This window comes from Agreia sp. Leaf283, assembly GCF_001422485.1.
Classification (GTDB): Bacteria; Actinomycetota; Actinomycetes; order Actinomycetales; family Microbacteriaceae; genus Agreia.
This window is the reverse complement of record NZ_LMNF01000002.1, coordinates 620641-639550: the sequence shown is the minus strand read 5'-3', so window position 1 is coordinate 639550 and position 18910 is coordinate 620641. Positions and strand designations below refer to the sequence as shown.

17 protein-coding genes are annotated in these 18910 nt (G+C 67.8%); 8 read left to right on the top strand and 9 right to left on the bottom strand.

Annotated features, from left to right (window positions below):
• Window positions 1-17: 17 nt before the first annotated feature.
• Complete coding sequence (locus tag ASF51_RS11895; RefSeq protein WP_369797313.1) at window positions 18-920, bottom strand: hypothetical protein; 903 nt, start codon at window positions 918-920, stop codon at window positions 18-20.
• Window positions 921-991: 71 nt separating this feature from the next.
• On the opposite strand from ASF51_RS11895, the gene ASF51_RS11890 reads away from it, so the two are divergent.
• Entirely contained in the window at window positions 992-1495 is a 504-nt protein-coding gene (locus tag ASF51_RS11890; protein ID WP_055929704.1) for a DUF427 domain-containing protein, read from the top strand.
• A gap of 9 nt (window positions 1496-1504) precedes the next feature.
• On the opposite strand, the gene ASF51_RS11885 is transcribed toward ASF51_RS11890, so the two are convergent.
• Window positions 1505-2344 carry a DUF3097 domain-containing protein gene (locus ASF51_RS11885; protein WP_055929701.1) on the bottom strand — a complete coding sequence of 280 codons (840 nt, stop codon included), beginning with the start codon at window positions 2342-2344 and terminating at the stop codon, window positions 1505-1507.
• 63 nt (window positions 2345-2407) lie between these two features.
• Window positions 2408-3694 (bottom strand): CoA transferase, encoded by a 1287-nt coding sequence (locus tag ASF51_RS11880; protein ID WP_055929698.1) that lies wholly within the window; start codon window positions 3692-3694, stop codon window positions 2408-2410.
• 135 nt (window positions 3695-3829) lie between these two features.
• Here ASF51_RS11880 and ASF51_RS11875 point away from each other — a divergent pair, with 135 nt between their 5' ends.
• Both ASF51_RS11875 and ASF51_RS11870 read left to right on the top strand, forming a co-directional pair.
• Window positions 3830-4801: an LLM class F420-dependent oxidoreductase gene (locus ASF51_RS11875; RefSeq protein ID WP_055929695.1), complete on the top strand. Its 972-nt coding sequence runs from the start codon at window positions 3830-3832 to the stop codon at window positions 4799-4801.
• Window positions 4802-4909: 108 nt separating this feature from the next.
• Entirely contained in the window at window positions 4910-6409 is a 1500-nt protein-coding gene (locus ASF51_RS11870) for an MFS transporter (protein WP_082479767.1), read from the top strand.
• Here ASF51_RS11870 and ASF51_RS11865 read toward each other — a convergent pair whose 3' ends face one another.
• Both ASF51_RS11865 and ASF51_RS11860 read right to left on the bottom strand, forming a co-directional pair.
• Window positions 6410-7276, bottom strand: coding sequence for an aminotransferase class IV (locus ASF51_RS11865; protein ID WP_055929692.1), 867 nt, complete (start codon window positions 7274-7276; stop codon window positions 6410-6412).
• Entirely contained in the window at window positions 7273-7785 is a 513-nt protein-coding gene (locus ASF51_RS11860; RefSeq protein ID WP_055929688.1) for a metallophosphoesterase, read from the bottom strand. The genes ASF51_RS11865 and ASF51_RS11860 overlap by 4 nt, the downstream gene beginning before the upstream one ends.
• A gap of 39 nt (window positions 7786-7824) precedes the next feature.
• On the opposite strand from ASF51_RS11860, the gene ASF51_RS11855 reads away from it, so the two are divergent.
• Window positions 7825-9399 carry a methyltransferase gene (locus ASF51_RS11855; protein ID WP_055929685.1) on the top strand — a complete coding sequence of 525 codons (1575 nt, stop codon included), beginning with the start codon at window positions 7825-7827 and terminating at the stop codon, window positions 9397-9399.
• A 24-nt stretch (window positions 9400-9423) separates the two neighbouring features.
• Here the strand turns inward: ASF51_RS11855 and ASF51_RS11850 are convergent, their stop codons facing one another.
• Window positions 9424-10620: a CynX/NimT family MFS transporter gene (locus tag ASF51_RS11850; RefSeq protein ID WP_055929682.1), complete on the bottom strand. Its 1197-nt coding sequence runs from the start codon at window positions 10618-10620 to the stop codon at window positions 9424-9426.
• A 109-nt stretch (window positions 10621-10729) separates the two neighbouring features.
• On the opposite strand from ASF51_RS11850, the gene ASF51_RS11845 reads away from it, so the two are divergent.
• Window positions 10730-11410 (top strand): hypothetical protein, encoded by a 681-nt coding sequence (locus tag ASF51_RS11845; protein ID WP_055929678.1) that lies wholly within the window; start codon window positions 10730-10732, stop codon window positions 11408-11410.
• On the opposite strand, the gene ASF51_RS11840 is transcribed toward ASF51_RS11845, so the two are convergent.
• The 3 genes from ASF51_RS11840 to ASF51_RS11830 all read right to left on the bottom strand — a co-directional run bounded on the left by ASF51_RS11840 (window position 11407) and on the right by ASF51_RS11830 (window position 13809).
• Window positions 11407-12171: an ABC transporter ATP-binding protein gene (locus tag ASF51_RS11840; RefSeq protein ID WP_055929675.1), complete on the bottom strand. Its 765-nt coding sequence runs from the start codon at window positions 12169-12171 to the stop codon at window positions 11407-11409. The two genes, ASF51_RS11845 and ASF51_RS11840, sit on opposite strands and share 4 nt — an antisense overlap.
• Window positions 12171-12974, bottom strand: a complete 804-nt coding sequence (locus ASF51_RS11835) for an ABC transporter permease (protein ID WP_235497221.1) — start codon at window positions 12972-12974, stop codon at window positions 12171-12173. Before ASF51_RS11835 ends, ASF51_RS11840 begins: the two co-directional genes overlap by 1 nt.
• A gap of 142 nt (window positions 12975-13116) precedes the next feature.
• Entirely contained in the window at window positions 13117-13809 is a 693-nt protein-coding gene (locus ASF51_RS11830; protein WP_055929672.1) for an NTP transferase domain-containing protein, read from the bottom strand.
• Window positions 13810-14347: 538 nt separating this feature from the next.
• Between ASF51_RS11830 and ASF51_RS18745 the strand changes: the two genes are divergently transcribed.
• The 3 genes from ASF51_RS18745 to ASF51_RS11815 all read left to right on the top strand — a co-directional run bounded on the left by ASF51_RS18745 (window position 14348) and on the right by ASF51_RS11815 (window position 18908).
• Window positions 14348-15628, top strand: a complete 1281-nt coding sequence (locus ASF51_RS18745; RefSeq protein WP_235497220.1) for an ABC transporter ATP-binding protein — start codon at window positions 14348-14350, stop codon at window positions 15626-15628.
• On the top strand, window positions 15604-17175 hold the full coding sequence (locus tag ASF51_RS11820) for a hypothetical protein (protein ID WP_055929669.1): 1572 nt from the start codon (window positions 15604-15606) through the stop codon (window positions 17173-17175). Before ASF51_RS18745 ends, ASF51_RS11820 begins: the two co-directional genes overlap by 25 nt.
• Before the next feature lie 98 nt (window positions 17176-17273).
• Window positions 17274-18908: a cell wall-binding repeat-containing protein gene (locus tag ASF51_RS11815; RefSeq protein WP_082479765.1), complete on the top strand. Its 1635-nt coding sequence runs from the start codon at window positions 17274-17276 to the stop codon at window positions 18906-18908.
• Window positions 18909-18910 lie beyond the last annotated feature (2 nt).

Here is an 18910-nt window from a genome sequence, read left to right as displayed (position 1 = left end):
GCCGGCGTGCGGATCGATCAGATCCGCACGTCCGGCCACTCCGAGCCCGGCGCATCCGGAGCCAGCACCTCGGGCTCGGATGCCTTCTTGGAGCGGGTGAGCATGCGCGGCAGCCGCGACGGCTTGCCCGTCGTGAGCTCCTTCTGCTTCGGCGCCTTCTTGTCGCGGGGCACCACGACCTTCGGTTCCAGGCTCGCGGGGAAGAACGGCGGCGGAGGCCCGAACGCGTAGCGGGCGCTGTGCACGACCTTGCGGCCGAGGATGTGATTTCCGGTTCCACCGATGACGGCGCCCACGCCGAAGGGCACGAGGCGCCCGACCGCTCCGGCGCCCGTGCGGGCGGCGAGGTGCTTGAGGAACGTCGTCTTCAGCCGGTCGGCGATCGGTCCGACGGCGAACTGCGGGAGGCTGCGTGTGACGAGCGTTCCCCAGTACTGGGTTCGGGGTGCACCCGTTCCCGCCACCTGGCCCGCGAGCTGCCTCACGAGGTCGGCGCCGGCGGTGCCCATCATCATCGACATCACGAGGGTGCGTGCTCGGTCGGGATCGTCGACGGCGATGCCGTGCACCTCGGTGATCGACTGGGCGAACAGGGCGCTCGCCTCGAGGAAGCCGGCTGTCTCGACGCCTGTGAGGGCCAGCGACACTCCCACGCCGATACCCGGGATGACGGCACTGGCGCCGACCGCTGCGCCGCCGGTCGTCACCGCGGCCAGGTATCGGTTCTCGAGGATCTTGATGATCTGCTCGGTCGATGCGTTCGGGTGCATCTTTCGGATGGACTTGATGTGCGCGATCACCACGGGGCGGTGCACGCTGAGAAGCCCATCGATTCCGCGGGTGAACTGGGGGTGCAGGTCGGGATCGTAGACCGTGGGGCCGGGTTGCGGTTCGCCGATCTGCTTCTGCTTCTTCGCCACTGATGATCCTTCGTTCGGTCGGTGGGGTGATCATCCTACGATCCGTACCCGGGAGAGCGTAGTTTCGACACATGAGTCCACGACCCTCGAACGCCCAGATACCCGCCGACGGCCAGGAATCGGTGTGGGACTACCCGCGCCCGCCCCGCGTCGAGAAATCGACCGAACGCATCCGGATCACCCTCGGCGGGGTCGTCATCGCCGACAGCGTCGACGCGGTGCGTGTTCTCGAGACGAGCCATCCGCCTGTCTACTACCTGCCTCGGGCCGACTTCGCCGACGGCGCACTCAGCCCGGCGCCCGGCAGCTCGTTCTGCGAGTTCAAAGGATCGGCGAAGTACGTCACGGTGCGCGGCGGCGATGTCGTCGCGGCCGGCGCGGGCTGGTTCTACCCCTCGCCGACCGCGGGCTTCGACGAGCTGCGAGACCGGGTCGCCGTCTACCCGGGGGCGATGGATGCCTGCACCGTCGCGGGCGAGACGGTCACGCCCCAGGAGGGCGACTTCTACGGCGGGTGGATCACGTCGCGCGTCGTCGGCCCGTTCAAGGGCGCGCCCGGCACCCTCGGCTGGTGAGGCAGGCGGCTATTCGGCGGTGACGAAGTCGATGAGCTGCTCGACCCGGCCGAGCAGCTGCGGTTCGAGGTCGGTGTAGGTCGACACGCGCGACAGGATGCGCTGCCATGCGCGCGCGATGTCGGCCTGCTCGGCGTGCGGCCACCCGAAGGCTTCGCAGATGCCGTGCTTCCACTCGATCGACCGGGGGATCACGGGCCATTCGGTGAGGCCCAGCCGCTGCGGCTTGACCGACTGCCACACGTCGACATAGGGATGCCCCACCACGATCACGTTGGCGCCGTGCGGGCCGCGCGCCACCTTCTCCGCGATGCGGCTCTCCTTCGAGTTCGGCACCAGGTGATCGACCAGTACGCCCACGCGCCGACCGGGGCCGGGGCCGAACTCGGCGAGAACCTCCTCGAGGTGGTCGACGCCCTCGAGGTATTCGACGACGACGCCCTCGGAGCGCAGGTCGGAGCCCCAGACCTTCTCGACCAGCTCCGCGTCGTGGCGTCCCTCGACGAAGATTCGACTGGCGCGGGCCACGCGGGCGCGCTCCTGAGGCCCGGCGATCGATCCGGAGGCGGTGCGGCCGAGTCCGGTCTGCTTCGTGCGGGGCGCGCGCACGGCCACGGGTGTTCCCTCGAGGAGGAAACCCGGTCCGAGAGGGAACATGCGGCGACGGCCCTTGCGGTCCTCCAGCTCGACCATGCGACCCTCGATGCGCACGACGGAGCCGCAGAAGTCGCTGGCGACGTCTTCGAGCACGAGGTCGGTGACCGCCTCGACGACCGGGAGGTCGATCTTCGCCGGGCGTCGTGAGAAGTCGGCCAGCACATCGGAGCCGTAGCGGTCGTCGTTGTTCATCTGGTCGACGCTAGCAAGACGCGAGCCGCCGACCCGCGAGGCTCGCTGGGTGAGCGGCGGCGATCACAACCAGACCGGCGCGTCGGCGCCGAGCGGATGCGCGGGGGCCGCGTAGTCGGCGAATTGCGCGAGGGCGGGTCGCGCCGTCGTGACATCGCCGTGCGTGACCACCACGTCGTCGCCCAGCGCCGGCCGCTCGGGAGCACTCGTGTACCGGTCGCCCTGGAGGAGTTCCGCGGCCACGCCCGCGAGCGACACCGAGATGCGTCGACCCCGTGGATCGTCGATCTGGTCGGTCAGCGCACGCACCACGGCCGCGGCGAGCATGTACCCGGCGGAGTGGTCGAGCGCCTGCACCGGCAGAGCGCCCGGAGCGGACGGCCCGGCGCCGGTGGTCTTCGACTCGATCATCGAGATGCCCGTGACGGCCTGCACCAGGCTGTCGAAGCCTCGTCGGGTGCGCCATCCTGAAACGTCGCCCCACGCATCCACCGTGGCGTGCACCAGGCCCCGAGGCAGCTCGAGACCGAGCGCCTCTATCGATTGCGGTCGGTAGCCGCTGATGAGAACGTCGGCGTCGGCCAGCAGGGCGTTGATCGCCGCGAGCCCGGAGGCGGTCTTCGCGTCGATGAGTATGGATCTCTTGCCCTGGCCCGTGTCGACGTGCTGCACTGCGATCTCCGGCATCGTGGGCGGGTCGATGCGCAGCACGTCGGCGCCGAGCAGGGCGAGACTGCGGGTGGCCACGGGCCCGGCGATCACCCGGGTCAGATCGAGAACCCGGATGCCGGAGAGGGGCGCCTCCTGCGGGGCGTGCGGTCGCCGCGGGCTCGAGCGCTGCCCGGCAAGCGCTTCGCTGCCGGAGTGGGCCGCCGAGGGCGTCCACTCGCCGGGTTCGCGTACCCGAACGGCCAGGGCGCCGACGGCCCAGGCTGCCTTCTCGATGGCGTGAGCGTCGAGGGCCGCGACGGTCGCCGCGAACTCGGCGGCGGTCGTGTCGTGCGGTAGCCCCACGGCGCGACAGAGGCGCTGGCGGTGATGGGGATAGTTCGCGTGTGTCCTGATCCAGCCGTCGCGCGTGGGGAAGAATCCCGAGAGCTCCGCGAACATCGAGACGGGCTTGCTGTGCAGCCGCAGGAGTCGATCGCTGCCATAGGCGGCGGCGATGCGGTCGGCGTCGAGTACCCAACGGCGGGGTCGGCCACCCGAGGCGAGCAGATGGGCGGATATTGCACCGGCGAAGTCGGCGACGCTGCGCGATGCCAGCCCCGCGACATCCAGGGCCGACGGCAGAAGCCGGCGAAGTCGCACCAGGTCGGGCGGGGTCACTCCGGTGTCTGGCAACGGCATGTCAGCACGCTACTCCGGTTTTGCGATGCGTCGGCCAGCACACGGCCCGCACGAGAGCAACCCCCGCTCGCGCTGCTCGGGCGGCTCGTAGCGTGGAGTGAAAGCGATGAGAAAACCCATGAGAAAGGCGCATCGATGACACGGTTCGGCTACACCCTGATGACAGAGCAGAGCGGCCCGAAGGAGCTGGTGGGCTACGCGGTCGACGCCGAGCGGGCCGGGTTCGACTTCGAGGTCTCGAGCGATCACTATTCTCCGTGGCTGACAGAGCAGGGGCACGCGCCCTACGCCTGGACGGTGCTCGGAGCCGTGGCGCAGGCCACCGAACGCGTCGAGCTCGCGACCTACGTGACCTGCCCCACAATGCGCTACCACCCGGCCGTGATCGCGCAGAAGGCGGCGACGATGCAGCTGCTGAGCGACGGCCGCTTCATCCTCGGACTCGGATCGGGCGAGAACCTCAACGAGCACGTCGTCGGCGAGGGCTGGCCGTCGGTGGCGCCACGCCAGGACATGCTCGAGGAGGCCATCACGATCATCCGCGAACTGCACACCGGCGAGCTGGTGACCTGGGAGGGCGAGTACTTCAGGGTCGACTCCGCACGCATCTGGGACGCTCCCGAGGGCGGCGTTCCGATCGGCATCGCGGTGTCGGGCGAGAAGTCGATCGAGAGGTTCGCGCCGCTCGGCGACCACCTCATCTCAACGGAGCCGTCGGCCGACCTGATCGCCGGCTGGACGAAGGCCCGATCGGGCGGGGCGCCGTCGCGCTCGATCGGCCAGATCCCCATCAGCTGGGCGCCCGACAAGCAGGATGCGGTCGCCCGGGCACACGACCAGTTCCGCTGGTTCGCAGGCGGCTGGGCGGTGAACGCCGACCTGCCGACGCCGGCGGGCTTCGAGGGGGCGAGCCAATTCGTGCGGCCCGAGGACGTGGCCGAGCAGATCGCCTGCGGTCCCGACCTCGACGAGCTCGCCGAGAGCGCCCGACCGTTCCTCGACGCCGGATACACCGACCTGGCGATCGTGCAGATCGGCGACGAGCTGCAGCAGCGGTTCCTCGACGAGGTCGCCGAACCGTTGCTCGAGAAGCTCCGCGCGCTCTGACCCGGCGGATCGGCGGAGGGGGCCATCGGGCATAAACTCCCGGTCGGAATGGTTGCGCCCACGTGGTTGCGAACCTGCACCCTCTTTTCGAAAGGCACCACCCGGCCTATGGCCCCCTCTACCGACGCCCCCGACGAATCCACCAACCAGACCGCACGAGAGCGACGGCAGCGCGCGAGACTCACGCGCACCCCGAGCGAGCGGGCGATCGTCTTCACCCTCGCGCTCACCGGCCTGACGGCCGCAGTCATGCAGACGCTGGTCACGCCGATCACCCCCGAACTCCCGACACTGCTCGACACGTCGAGCTCCAATGCCACGTGGGTGCTCACGGCCACCCTCCTGGCCGCGGCCATCACCACCCCCATCTCCGGTCGCCTCGGCGACATGTTCGGCAAACGCCGCATCACCCTGCTCCTGCTGGCGATCACGGTGATCGGTTCGATCGTCTGCGCGCTCGCCCAAGACGTCACCGTGCTGATCGCGGGCCGCGCCCTGCAGGGTGTGGGACTGGGCGTCATCGCCCTCGGAATCAGCATTCTGCGCGACGTGCTGCACCCCAAGCGGCTCGGTGCTGCCGTGGCCCTGGTGAGCTCGACCCTGGGAATCGGGGGCGCGCTCGGACTGCCGCTGGCCGCCTTCGTCGCGGACACCTTCGACTGGCACGTGCTGTTCTGGATGGCGACCGCGCTGTCTGCCCTGGCCTTCGCGCTCGTCCTGTGGGTCGTTCCCGTCTCCACCCTCCGCACCGGCGGCTCGTTCGACTACATCGGCGCCATCGGCTTCGGAATCGGGCTCGTGGCACTCCTGCTCGCGGTGTCGAAGGGCAACGAGTGGGGCTGGGCGACGCCGGGCACCATCGGCCTGTTCGTCGGGGGAGCCGCCGTTCTCGTCGTGTGGGGCCTCTACGAGCTCCGCGCATCCAACCCCCTGATCGATCTGCGGATCGCTGCGCGGCGCCCGGTGCTTCTCACGAACCTGGCGTCGATCACCGTCGGATTCGCCTACTTCGCCAGCGTGGCCGTACTGCCCCAGCTGCTCGAGGCCCCCACCGACACGGGCGTCGGCCTCGGCCAGACGCTGTTCATCGCCAGCCTCTGCCTGATGCCCAGCGGAATCGTGATGTTCTTCCTCTCACCGATCGCGGCGCGTCTGTCGGCGAGCAAGGGGCCGCGCACGTCTCTCGTGCTGGGATCGGCGATCATCGCGGTGGGCTACGTCGTCGCCGTCGGCCTGATGACCGAGGTCTGGCACGCCGTGCTCGTCGCGACCGCGGTGGGATTCGGCGTCGGCTTCGCGTACGCCGCCATGCCGACGCTCATCATGCACGCGGTGCCCGCATCGGAGACGGCGGCGGCGAACGGATTCAACTCGGTGATGCGCACGCTGGGGTCGACGATCGCCGCGGCGGTCATCGGCGTGATCCTCTCGTCGCACGTCGACATCGTGGGGGACCGCGCCATTCCGACGGCGGCCGCCTTCCAGTGGTCGTTCGGGCTCGCGGCCGCGGTCGCGCTGGCCGGGGCCATCCTCGCGCTCTTCCTGCCGCGGCGAGAGACGGTGTATCAGACGGCGAGCATCCCCGTGGTCTCACCGGGCAAGGCCTGATCACTCACTGCGCGCGGCACGTGCGAGCCAGTCGTTGAGCTCGGCCGTCAGCTCCTCGTCGACCTGCATCGAACGACCGTCGAGGGTGTGCACGGCAACCGCCTGGCGCACGCTCGACACCAGCCAGAGCGCGTCGTAGTCAGCGAGGTCTCGGGCGCGGATGGGCGCGAACCGCGTTCGCAGGCCTCGTGACTCGAAGAACCTGAACGCCGTCGCCTGCGTCGTTCCGGCCAGGATCCCGCTCTCGACGCCGGGACTCTCCACGACGTCGCCGCGTCGCGCCAGCAGGCTCGACGTGGGTCCCTCCAGAGCGAGTCCGTCGGTCGACGTGAGGATCACGTCGTCGGCACCGCGACGGGATGCCTCGCGCAGCGCCGCCGCATTCGTCGCGTACGACAGGTGCTTGGCCCCCAGCAGCAGCCAGGGCGCGCCGTCCGCCGCGTCGCTGGCATAGCCGCGATCGAGCGTGACAACCGAGACGCCACGGCGCCGGATGCCGGTGAAGTCTCGGGCGGGTCGGGCCAGCAGCCAGGCCGTGGGTGTGCCGTCGCCGCCCTCGATGCCCCGCGTCATGGCGAGAGTCACGGCCAGGCGCTCCGCCGGATCGTGCTCCTCGATCGACATCGCCAGCGCCTCCGTCCAGCGGGCGCGATCGATGAGGGGCAGGTCGAGCGCCCTCGCCGACGCCTCGAGACGATCGAAGCGGGCGTCGAGCGGAGGCATCCGGCCGTCGATGATGCTGACGCTCTCGAAGACGCCGTCGCCCCGGGTCGCACCCCAGTCGGTCACGGCCAGCTGGGGCTCCCGGGGATCGACCTTCCTGATGCCCGACGGCTCGAGAAGAAGAACGACGGGTGAGCTCGTCATGACGGGTCCCTGTCGACGAGGTGCAGTTCGACGTCTCGCAGCTCGCCGGAGTCGGCGACCGCGGTGAGATAGGTGCAGTGGGGTTGTCGTCGACGATCTGTCGGCGATCCGGGATTGAGCAGGCGCAGGCCGGTGGCGGCCGTCGTGTCCCACGGAATGTGGCTGTGGCCGAAGACGAGCACGTCGGCATCGCCGAACATGTCCGCCATGCGAGCCTCGCGGCCCGTCGCCGCGCCCGTCTCGTGGATCATCGCGAACCGCAGGCCCTCGACCTCGAACCGCGCGACCTCGGGCAGACGCGATCTGAGGCCGTCGCCGTCGTTGTTTCCGTACACGCCCACGAATTCCTTCGATCGGGACTGCACATCGTCGAGGGTCGCCTCGTCGACCCAGTCGCCCGCGTGCAGCACGAGGTCGGCGTCGTCGATGGCCTGCCACACCGAGCGGGGGAGAGCCTTCGCCCGTCTGGGCAGGTGCGTGTCTGCGATCATCATGATGCGAGTGCTCATCCGTTCAGTCTGACAGTGCGAGTGGGATTGAATAAGGGGGTGACTCATCCCCAGCGCGACCTCATCGCGGCCCTCCGTTCCGATCTCACTGCCGCGGGGTTCACCGTCTCCGCCCTGTCCGGGCTCTGGGGTCCCGACGCCGATGCCGCGCTGCACCGCAATCAGCGCGTACCAGCACTGCGTGCCCTCGCCCGCCTGCGCAGCACCCTGGGTCGCTCGACAGCGACGGCGACACTCGCCGAACTGTTCGTTCTCGGTCTGCCGGTCGCGCCCGCCCTGCTCGCTGAGGCTCTGCCGAGCCTGGGTATCCAGGGCGCCGCGGAGCTCCGCCTGATCTCGTCAGTAGACGAGCACGACGAGAGCGTGCGACCCGTTGCCGACCTGCGCCCCTACAGCTTCATCGACCAGCTCGGCGTGGGCAGCTGGTGGATCATGTCCGATCTGGGAGAGCTCTCGCTCGGGCATGCGGTCGGCGAGGATCACGTGCTCGGCGTCGGCGGCGCATCCCTGACTCTGAGCGGACTCATGATCCAGCGCCCCGTCGACAGCGCCCTCGACCTGGGCACCGGCTGCGGCATCCAAGCCATGCACGCCGCACGTCACGCGCGCCGGGTCGTCGCGACGGACATCTCCGCCCGCGCCCTCGACATCGCCTCGCTGAACGCCGAGCTCAACGGCTTCGAGAACATCGAGTTCCGTCTGGGCAGCCTCTTCGAGCCCGTCGCCGACGAGACGTTCGACCAGATCGTCTCCAACCCGCCGTTCGTGATCACCCCGCGGGCAGAGGGAGTGCCGAGCTACGAGTACCGAGACGGAGGCATGGTCGGCGACGCCCTCGTGCAGCACGTCGTGCGTCACGCGGGGGAGCATCTCGCACCCGGCGGAGTCGCCCAGTTCCTCGGCAACTGGGAGTACACGCACGCCGAGGCGGGGCTCGATCGCGTGCAGGGGTGGCTCGACGAGACGACGGACCCGATCGTCGACGCCTGGGTGATCGAACGCGACGTTCAGCACATCGACGAGTACGCGGAGACCTGGATCCGAGACGGCGGCACGACGCCCGCCTCGCCGCAGTTCGATCGGCTCTACGGCGCATGGCTCAACGACTTCGAGCATCGCGGCGTCGAGCAGGTCGGCTTCGGCTACGTCATGCTGAGGCGACCGGATGCGGCGTCGCCGGCGACGCCGTCGCCGTTCCGCCGTCTCGAGCAGCTGCATGGCCCGCTCGGAGGCTCCGGCTCCGGTCTCGGTGCACATCTGAGCGACTGCCTCGCCGGCCACGACTGGCAGACGAGGCGGAGCGACGCCGAGCTTGCGGCATCGACGCTGGTCGTCGCATCCGATGTGACCGTCGAGCGGCACTACTGGCCGGGCGACGACGATCCCACCGCCATGATCCTCAGGCAGGGAGGCGGCTTCGGTCGTCAGACCCCGATCGATACAGGGCTCGCGGCCCTCGTGGGCGCCTGCGACGGCGAACTCACCATCGGCGCGATCTGCGGCGCACTGGCGCAGCTGCTGTCGGTCGATGAGACGGCTCTCCTCGACGAGCTGCTGCCACGGGTGCGCGCGCTTCTCGACGACGCCATCCTGCTTCCGACGCCCGAGGTCTGACGGGCCGAGAGACACGCCCCCGCATCAGGGGTGTCGAGCCTCAACCCTTGCCGCCGCGATCAGCCCGAAGGCGATGAGTGCCAGCACCGAGCCGGCGACGACGAGCAACGGTGCCGACCATCCGTCGGAGACCTCGTGCACGGCGCCCACGATCGTCGGTCCGGTCGCGGCGAGCAGGTATCCGCCGCCCTGCACGAACGCGGACATGCCTCGGGCCTGGTCGTCGCTGCGTGACATGCGCACGATGATGATGAAGACGATCGTGATGCCGCCGCCTTGAGCTGCGCCTCCGAGCACCGACCAGAGGGGCCACAGGCTCGGATTCACCAGCAGGCCCACCGGCATGGCGAGCCAGAGCACACCCACGAGCGCGACTACGGAGCCCGGGCGCCAGCGGCCAGCGAGCAGGGGAACCCCGAGCGCGCCGACCACCGCGAGGATCTGGAACACGGAGGAGCTGGCGCCCGCAGATCTCGCGTCGAGTCCCTGGAGGTCGTGCAGGATCGTGGGAAGCCACGTGGTGATTCCGTAGTACGAGAACGCCTGTCCGCCGAACGCCAGCATCAGCAGCCACGCGGTGAGGCTCCGCCACGACGCCGAGTGCTCAGCCGGGGCGTCGAGAACGTCGGACGCCGGACCCCGGTCGCCGAGGACGGACCTGCGCCATCCGGCCGCCTGTCCCCACACGATGATGGCGACGACGATCAGCACGGCCCAGGCGGTGATTGCTGCCCGCCAGCCCAGCCAGTCTGCGAGCGGAGCCGTGCCGAGGGAGGTCAGCATCGCGCCGACATTGAGGGTCGCGGTGTAGACGCCCGTCACGATGCCGACTCGCGCGGGCGGGAAGTCTCGGCGCACGACCACGGGAACCACGACGTTGCCGATCGTGATCGCGACACCGATCACGACCGTGCCGATGACGGCCACGGCGAAGCCGCCCTGGGCGCGGATCAGCGTTCCTACCAGGATTCCCGTGAGGGAGATCAGCACGGCGCGTTCCGGTCCCGCTCGACCGATGAGAGCCGCGGCCACGGGCGTCGCCAGGGCGAAGCACAGCACGGGGAGACTCGTGAGCAGCCCGGCGGTCGCGGCAGAGAGATGGAGTTCGTCGCGAATCTGGCCGATCACGGGCGCGATGGCCACGATCGGGCCTCGCAGGTTCAGTGCGAAGAGGACGACGCCCGCCAGGAGGAACCACGGCATCGCGCGGGAGGTGGACATGGGGCCGCGCGAACTGTTCACTCTCCATTATCTCGGATGCCGCCGGTTCAGCCGGGCCACAGGCTCGGTCGCGACAATGGTTAGCCAGAGTCGATCGAAAGGACATTCCGTGGGATTCATCGACAAGCTTCTCGGACGTGAGCCGGAGCAGCCCTCGGCTGCAGCTGCGCAGGCGGCGCCCGATTATGGAACACCGCCCGGAGCGGTTCGCGATGCACAGGCGGGAGGCCGCTCCGAAGACGACATCGCCATCGAGCGCTACCGCTACCTGCTGCGTACGGCACCGCCCGAGACCATCGAGCAGGTGCACGAAGAGGCCTTCGCTCGGCTGACGCCCGAGCAGCGTGCTCAGCTGTTCGCTCAGCTCAGTGCCGAGGCGCCGACCGGCGAGGCTCCGCGCGATGAGAGCGCCCCGGCGCTCGCGCAGGCCGCAACCCGTTCCGAGCTCCGTAACCCGGGCACCCTCGAGCGTTCCCTTTCAGCACCGGCCCAGGGCGGATTTGGGATGGGCATGGGCTCGATGTTCGCCGGTTCGCTGCTCGGCAGTGTGGCCGGCATCGTCGTCGGCTCCGCGATCGCGCAGGCGTTCATGCCCGACCTCGGTGGAGGCGAGGCATCGGGCGCGGACGCCGGCGGTGCGGACGCGAGCGGTGCCGATTCCGGCGGTGCGGATGCTGGTGGTGCCGACGCTGGCGGTGCGGATGCCGGTGGCTTTGATGGCGGCGGCTTCGGAGACGGCGGCGGGGGAGATTTCGGCGGCGGCGACTTCGGCGGCGGCTTCGACTTCTAGGCCTGCTTCTTGGGCGCGACCGAGACGGGGTAGTCGGCGGCGTACCGGGCGAGAACGTCCGACACCGGCGCATCCATGACCAGGGAACCCTTGTCGAGGTACAGCCCGCGGGTGCAGAAGCGCCGCAGGTCCTTCTCGTTGTGCGACACGAAGAACAGCGTGCGGCCGCCGGCGAGCAACTCCTCGATGCGTCGGTAGCACTTCTCTCGGAACGCCTTGTCACCGACGGCCAGCACCTCGTCGACGAGAATGATCGGCTCTTCGAGCTGCGAAATGACGGAGAAGGCGATTCGCACCTTCATACCGCTGGAGAGGTGCTTGTAGGGCGTGTCGAGGAAGTCGCCGATCTCAGCGAAGTCGATGATGCGCGAGAACCGCTCGTCGATCTGCGCCTTGGTCATGCCGTGCAGGCCCGCGGTGAGGTAGACGTTGTCGCGAACCGACAGGTCGTCGACGAAGCCGCCGGTGATCTCGATGAGCGGTGCGACCCCCTCGTGCACCCGAACCGAACCCTCATCGGGCAGAACGACCTCGGCGACGAGTTTGAGCAGGGTCGACTTGCCCTGACCATTGCGCCCGATGACGCCGATCGCCTCGCCCTGCTGCACGGTGAAGCTCACGTTGCGCAGGGCCCAGAACTCGCCGGGTCGTGAGCGGCGGAGCCTGCCGGCGAACAGATCTTTGAAGTTGCGTCTCGAGCGTCGGTTGCGTTTGAACCGGATGCCGGCGTCGGCCACGGTGATGACGGGGGAGTCGGTCATCAGATCTCCTTCAGCACGGCACGCTCGGTGCGACGGAACACGAGGATGCCCACGAGAAGCAGAAGAACGGACATCGCCGCGCTCACGCCGACGAGATACCAGTCGAGCTGCTCGGGAAAGAACGCGGCGCGGTACAGCGAGAAGATTCCGCTGAGCGGGTTGAACGCGGCGACGACGTGCAGCTGCTCGGGCAGGTCGGCCGTGCTGTAGATGATCGGAGATGCGTAGAACAGGGCACGGAGGGCGAGCTTCACGGCCCGCTCGAGGTCTCGGAAGAACACCACGAGGGGGGCCACGATCAGGCCGACCCCGACCGTGAGGACTCCCTGGATCAGGATGGCGAGGGGGAAAAGGAGGACCTCGACGTGCAGGGTCGCGCCCGCGAAGATGGCGAATGCCGCGAGCACCGGCAGGCTGGCGAGGAACTCGATGCCCTTGGAGAGCACGAGACGGTTCACCCAGATCGTGCGGGGGATCTTGGTGGAACGGATGAGCTTCGCCTCACGGAGGAATGCGCGCGTCGCGTCGGCGGTCGTGCCGTTGAACCACATCCACGGCAGCAGGGCGGCCAGGAGAAAGACGATGTACGGGTCTTCGCCCACCGACTTCTGGAACACCTGGGTGAAGACGAACCAGTAGATGAGCGCCATCACGAGGGGATCGAGGATCGACCACACGTATCCGAGCGCAGACGTCGAGTAGCGAACTCGCAGATCGCGCCGGGTCAGCAGCCAGAGGGCGTTGCGATACCGCGCGAACGGGGTGCGCTGGTTCGGCCGCACCTCGCTGAGCGTCGTCGTCACGTGCCGTTTCTCATTTCTCTGGAAGAACAACGCTCCACTCTATCCCGCACACGAATCATGCCCCCTCGCTCCGATCGATGATCGGCGCGAAGGGGCATGGACTCGAAGCTGGTGCCCGAAAGGATTCGGACGCTGGGACGCGTCAGACGAAGAGGTTGGCCCGCTCCAGGTCTTCGGCGAAGTCGACCTCGACTGCATAGAGGTCTGAGATGTCGACAGGCTCGACGAGAAGCCGGTTCTGCTCGATGGCGAGCTCGAGGCCTCGCTCGAAGTAGTCCTGGTCGCCGACGACCTTCAGCTGGCGCAGCAGCGTGGCCTTGTCGGCGGCGGAGATGTAGTTGATCCCGACGGCCTCGCCCAGACCGCCCTTGACGGTCTTCGACAGTTCTTTGATGTAGCCCTCGGCGCTGGTCGTGTACTTGACCTCTTCGTCGGAGACCTTCGACGTGTTGACCGTGACGAAGGACTGCTCGCGGGCGATCATGGCAGCGGCGCGATCGAGAACGGCCGGGTCGAAGACGACGTCGCCGTTCATCCACAGCACACCGCCGGGGCCCGATGCCTGCAGGGCGCGCATGAGGCTCTTCGACGTGTTGGTCTGGTCGTACTGCTCGTTGTAGACGAAGGATGCCTGCGGGAACGCCTCGATGATGTGCTCGAGCTTGTAACCCACCACGATGGTGACCTTGGCGCTGTTGCCGAAGGCGTGGTGGATGTTGTCGAACTGCTGACCCATGATCGTGCGGCCATCGTTGAGTTCAGTGAGAGGCTTCGGAAGGCTGCGGCCGAGGCGGCTGCCCATTCCTGCGGCGAGGATGACTACCTGGGTGGTCATGATGATCTCCTTGATGGTGCGAAAGTAATGAGGACAAGACTGCGCATCGGCCCAGGAATCGAGAATTCAGAAACCGTTAAGCCGATTGAGAGGCGCTGGACACTCCGTTATGTCGCACTTCACTGTATCGTGTCCCCCTATTCGGGTCACGTGAGGATCGACCATCGTTTCGTGTTCGTGATATAACCTCCAGCTGTTTCCCGGGGAGTGAAGTCGGGGATGAAAGCGCATCACTGTGTGTCCTTCATGAATGCGAGTGTCGGTCTCGGCTGATACCTTAAGTTCGGTGAGCTCAGAGTCAGATATTTCAACGACCGGGGGCGAAGGCGACGACGAGTTGAACGAGGAGCTGAATTCCTCTGATGCAGAACCCGTGGCCGGTGCCCGCACCGCACGTTCTGAGACCACGAATGCATCGACATCAGCACGAAAGCCTTCATCCGCTCGAACATCCAAGCCTCGTTCGGCAGGTGCGGCAAAATCCACCACGACGGTTCGCCCGTCACGCACGGCGAAGCCGCGCAATCCAGTCCGACCGGTGAAGCCCGCCGACCCCGGCGTCGACGCGATCGGCGCAACCAGCGAAGAGGACGACGTGACACCCCAGTCTCCGACCGATGTGGCCGACAGCGACGTGGCCGACGACGCGCAGACGACCGGTCCGGGCAGCGCGTCCGAGCCGACCGGTGTCGATGGCGCTTCTTCTGACGAGGCCGCCTCTCTCGACGTGTCCGCCTCTCCCGATGACGCCGGCACCAAGCCGCGTCCGGCTTCTCCGCGATCTCCCCGTGCGCGAAGCGCCGCTGCCACGAAGGCCGCGTCCGGCTCGGCTCGCGTGCCTTCCGCCCCGCGTGCGCCGCGCAAGCCCGCAGCGCCCCGCTCGAAAGCCGCACCGTCGGCATCCGACGCTCCGATCGTGCTCGATCCGTCAGCGACTCCCGTCAGCGCACCCGCGAAGAAGACGACACCCAAACCCGTGAGGATGACTGCGGCGCAGAAGAAGGCCGCAGCACTCGCCGAGGCCGAGGCCGCCGAGCGTGCCGCATTCCGCGCACAGCAGCCCGTCGTGCTCTCGATCGAGCGACTGATCAAGAAGTTCGGCAGCACGATCGCCGTCGACGGAATCGACCTCGAGGTGCGACAGGGCTCGTTCTACGGAATCGTGGGCCCGAACGGGGCGGGCAAGACGACGACGCTCTCGATGGTCACCGGACTCCTGCGACCCGATTCGGGAACCATCTCGATCAACGGCCTCGACGTCTGGGCGAATCCCGCCGAGGCCAAGAAGATCATCGGTGTCCTTCCCGACCGTCTCCGCCTGTTCGATCGCCTGACCGGGCGTCAGATGCTCTACTACGCCGGCACTCTTCGCGGCCTCGACAACAAGACCGTCAGGGAGCGCAGCGACGACCTTGCGGCGGCCTTCGGCCTCGAAGACGCACTCGGGCGCCTGGTCACCGACTATTCGGCCGGCATGACGAAGAAGATCGCTCTGGCTGCGGCCATGATCCACTCGCCTCGCATCCTCGTGCTCGACGAGCCCTTCGAATCGGTCGACCCGGTGTCGGCGGCGAACGTCATCGAGATCCTGCAGAAGTATGTGGAGACGGGCGGAACGGTTGTTCTGTCGAGCCACAGCATGGACATGATCCAGCGGGTGTGCGACGGCGTCGCCATCATCGTGCAGGGACAGGTTCTCGCGCAGGGAACGGTCGATGAGGTCAGGCGCGACGGCACCTTGGAAGACCGCTTCGTCGAGCTCGCCGGTGGGCGCAAGGCAGCGGAAGGCATGGAATGGTTGCTGAATTCCTCAAACTGAAGTTCGCGCTTCTCGCCAACACCTTCAACCGCACCGCCAAGCAGAACGCAGGCATCGTCGTCGCGACCCTGGTGGGTCTTGCGCTGACGGTCGCGTGCGTGATCGCGCTCTCCTCGCTCGACGCGGGCTCCGATGAGGCCCGCACCGCGGTGATCCTGGGCGGCTCGGTCGTCGTTCTGGCCTTCATCGTCGTGCCCCTCGTGTCGTCGGTTCCCGACCCGCTCGACCCCCGCAGATTCGCGCTGTTCGGCATCCCCGCTGCGACCCTGGCCAGGGGGCTGGCCATCGCCGGCGCGGTCAGCGTGCCCGTTGTTCTCACACTCGTGGCAGCCGTCTTCACCGTGCCGGTCTGGTCTGAGAACGCCGCCACCACGCTTCTCGCCGTTCTGGCCGCACTGATCGCGGTTGCGACCATCGTGCTCGCTTCGCGCGTGGCCGCCCTCATCGCCGCCGTGGGTCTCTCCACTCGCCGGTCGCGCGAGACCGCCGGCCTCATCACTGTTCTCCTGATCGTTCTCGCCTCTCCCGCCGTGGTGCTCTGGTTCAGCGTCAACTGGGGTCGAGACGGCTCGGGTCTCGTCGGCGCCGCTGCAGATGCCCTCAGCTGGAGTCCCTTGGGCGCCGCATGGGCTCTGCCGGCCGACGTCGCGACGGGCGTCTCCGGCGGCGAGGTGACGATCAAACTGCTGATCTCGCTCGCATTCCTCGCTCTGCTGTGGCTGTCGTGGCGTGCTCTCGTCGCGCGAGTTCTCGTCACGGCTCAACGATCCGTGCCCGAACGCGAACACGCGAACCTCGGCTGGTTCGCCCGCACGCCGTCCACCCGGTCGGGCGCCGTCGCCGCTCGCAGCTTCACATACTGGGCACGTGACGCCCGGTATCCGGTGCCCGTCATCGGAGTCTTCGGGTTCCTCGTGGTCGTCTTCCTCGCGTTCGTCATTGCCGGCATCCCGCTCACCTATCTTGTACTCCTCACCGTGCCGGCGCTCTGCGCCACCCTGGCCTTCTCGGTGCATAACGATGTGGCGCTCGACAATTCGGCGATCTGGCTGCACGTGTCTGCAAGTCGTGTCGGTTTCGCCGACCGGCTCGGGCGCGTCGTGCCAGTTCTTGCGATGGGCGTGCCCCTCATTGCCGTGGGGTCGGTGGCGGCAGCCTTCTTCGCAGACGATTTCGAGGCGCTGCCGGCGCTTCTGGGCGTCAGCACGGTGCTGCTCCTGGCCGGGCTCGGTGTCGGAAACCTCCTCTCCGCAGTCTTCCCCTATCCGGCCGTGCGACCGGGCGACGGGCCGTTCTCGCAGCCGCAGGTCGGCGGCGGAACCGGATTCGTGGTGCAGATCGCGTTCGTTCTGCTCACCACACTGTTTGCGGCTCCCTCCGTCTACTACGCCATCCTCGGCCTTCTCGGCGACGAGTCGGCGTTCTGGCCTTCGCTGTGGTGGGGCGCGGGCGCCGGTTTCGTCGTGCTCATCGCCGGCACTGTCATTGGCGGGGCGATCTTCGATCGACGCGGTCCCGACATCCTGGCCGCAGCGCTGCGCAACTGATCTTTCGCCTATCCGACACGAAGTGGCTGATTAGCCCCGATAGTATTCCCTAGGGTCGTGATGATCCGGGGGAAGCGGGCGAATCAGTGTTCAAACGGATGGCGGGCCTGACGGTTGGCGTGACGATCATGCTCGGATTGGTCGGCGGTATTGCTCCACCCGTGCAGGCCGATGCGTTCCCCCTGTCGTTCAGGCTCTCTGTCGATGTTCACCTCGATATTCCGCCGTTGCCCGATGAGGCCAGCGAACCCCCGACGTGGATTTGGGTCCAGGTTTACACAATGGACGGGGTCTTAGTGAACGAGTCCAATACTGAAGTCGTGCGCGATCTTCCCGTGGGACGCTACCTCGTTAAAGCCGGCGCGGCACGGTTCTCCGACATCGGGACACCCATGGCGGGTGCCTGGTACGGCGACACTTCCTACCGCTCGCGCTCCCAGCCTGTAGAGATCACGGATCACGACGTGAGCATAACCATCAATCTTGTACAGGCCGGAGTGCTGTCCGGTCATGTGACCGCGTCAGGCGGAGGCACGGTGGCGGGAGGTTCGGCTGCGGCATTCCTCTATGACCCGATCGATGGAAGCTACGAGCTCGCGGGAACCGGCGAGACGGACGCGTCTGGCACCTACTCGATCACTGTGCCACCGGGGGAATTCGTGATCCGTGGCGGCCAGCAGCCGGTCAATGCGGGCTATGTGATTCCGGCCTACGCCGACCGGCTCTTCGGCGACGGAACGGTGGTCGAGGTCGTTGGGGGCGAGATAGTAGACAACATCGACGTCGAGCTGCCGCCGTGGTCGACCACGACCGAGAGGATCGCGGGCGCTGACCGTTTCGACAATGCGGTCATGGCTTCGGAGGCGGCCTTCTCCGCCGGCGTTCCCGTCGTCTACATCACGAATGGGTTGAATTGGCCAGACGCGTTGAGCGCGGGACCCGCGGCTGCCCATGAGGGCGGGCCGCTGCTGCTCACCGCCCCGTCTTCGATTCCGGCGGTGCTCGACGGCGAGCTGCGGAGACTCCAACCCCAGCGCATCGTCGTTGTGGGCGGTCCGGCGTCCGTGTCCGACCAAGTGCTCGCGCAGCTGAAGGCCTACTCCCCGTCGGTGAGCCGAATCGGTGGTGCTGACCGATTCGAGGTGTCTCGCGCCGTTTCGACAGAAGTGTTCGGCAGCCGGGTGCCGTCGCGCACGATGCTCGTGGCCACCGGCTCGAACTTCTCGGACGCCCTGTCGGCAGGCGCGGTGGCAGCGAGGATCGACGCCCCCGTGGTCCTTATCAACACGGGCGGTGACCGGATCGATGACGTCACCCGATCGTTCCTCTTCGGCGCCGACCTCGAACTACTGACCGCAGTCGGCGGCCCGGCGGTCATCAGCGACGACTTTGTCGACCAGCTCGGCTACTTCACCAAATGGGGAGGGGCCGGACGCTACGGTGGCGCAGATCGCTTCGCGGTGAATCGAGCCCTCAACGGCGGCGGCCAAGGCCAGTACCCTTTCGTGGAGTGGCAGCAGACCGCCTATCTCGTGAGTGCACGGAACTATCCCGACGCCATGTCCGCGACAACCCTCGCGGCGAGTCAGAACGCGCGGGTCTACCTCTCTGAGCCGACGTGTGTTCCTCAACAGACACTCGACCTCATACGAGGATCCCACATCAACAAGGTCGTGCTCATCGGAGGACCCGCTTCGCTCAGTGAGGATGTCGCGCGTCTGCGGCCCTGCTGAAT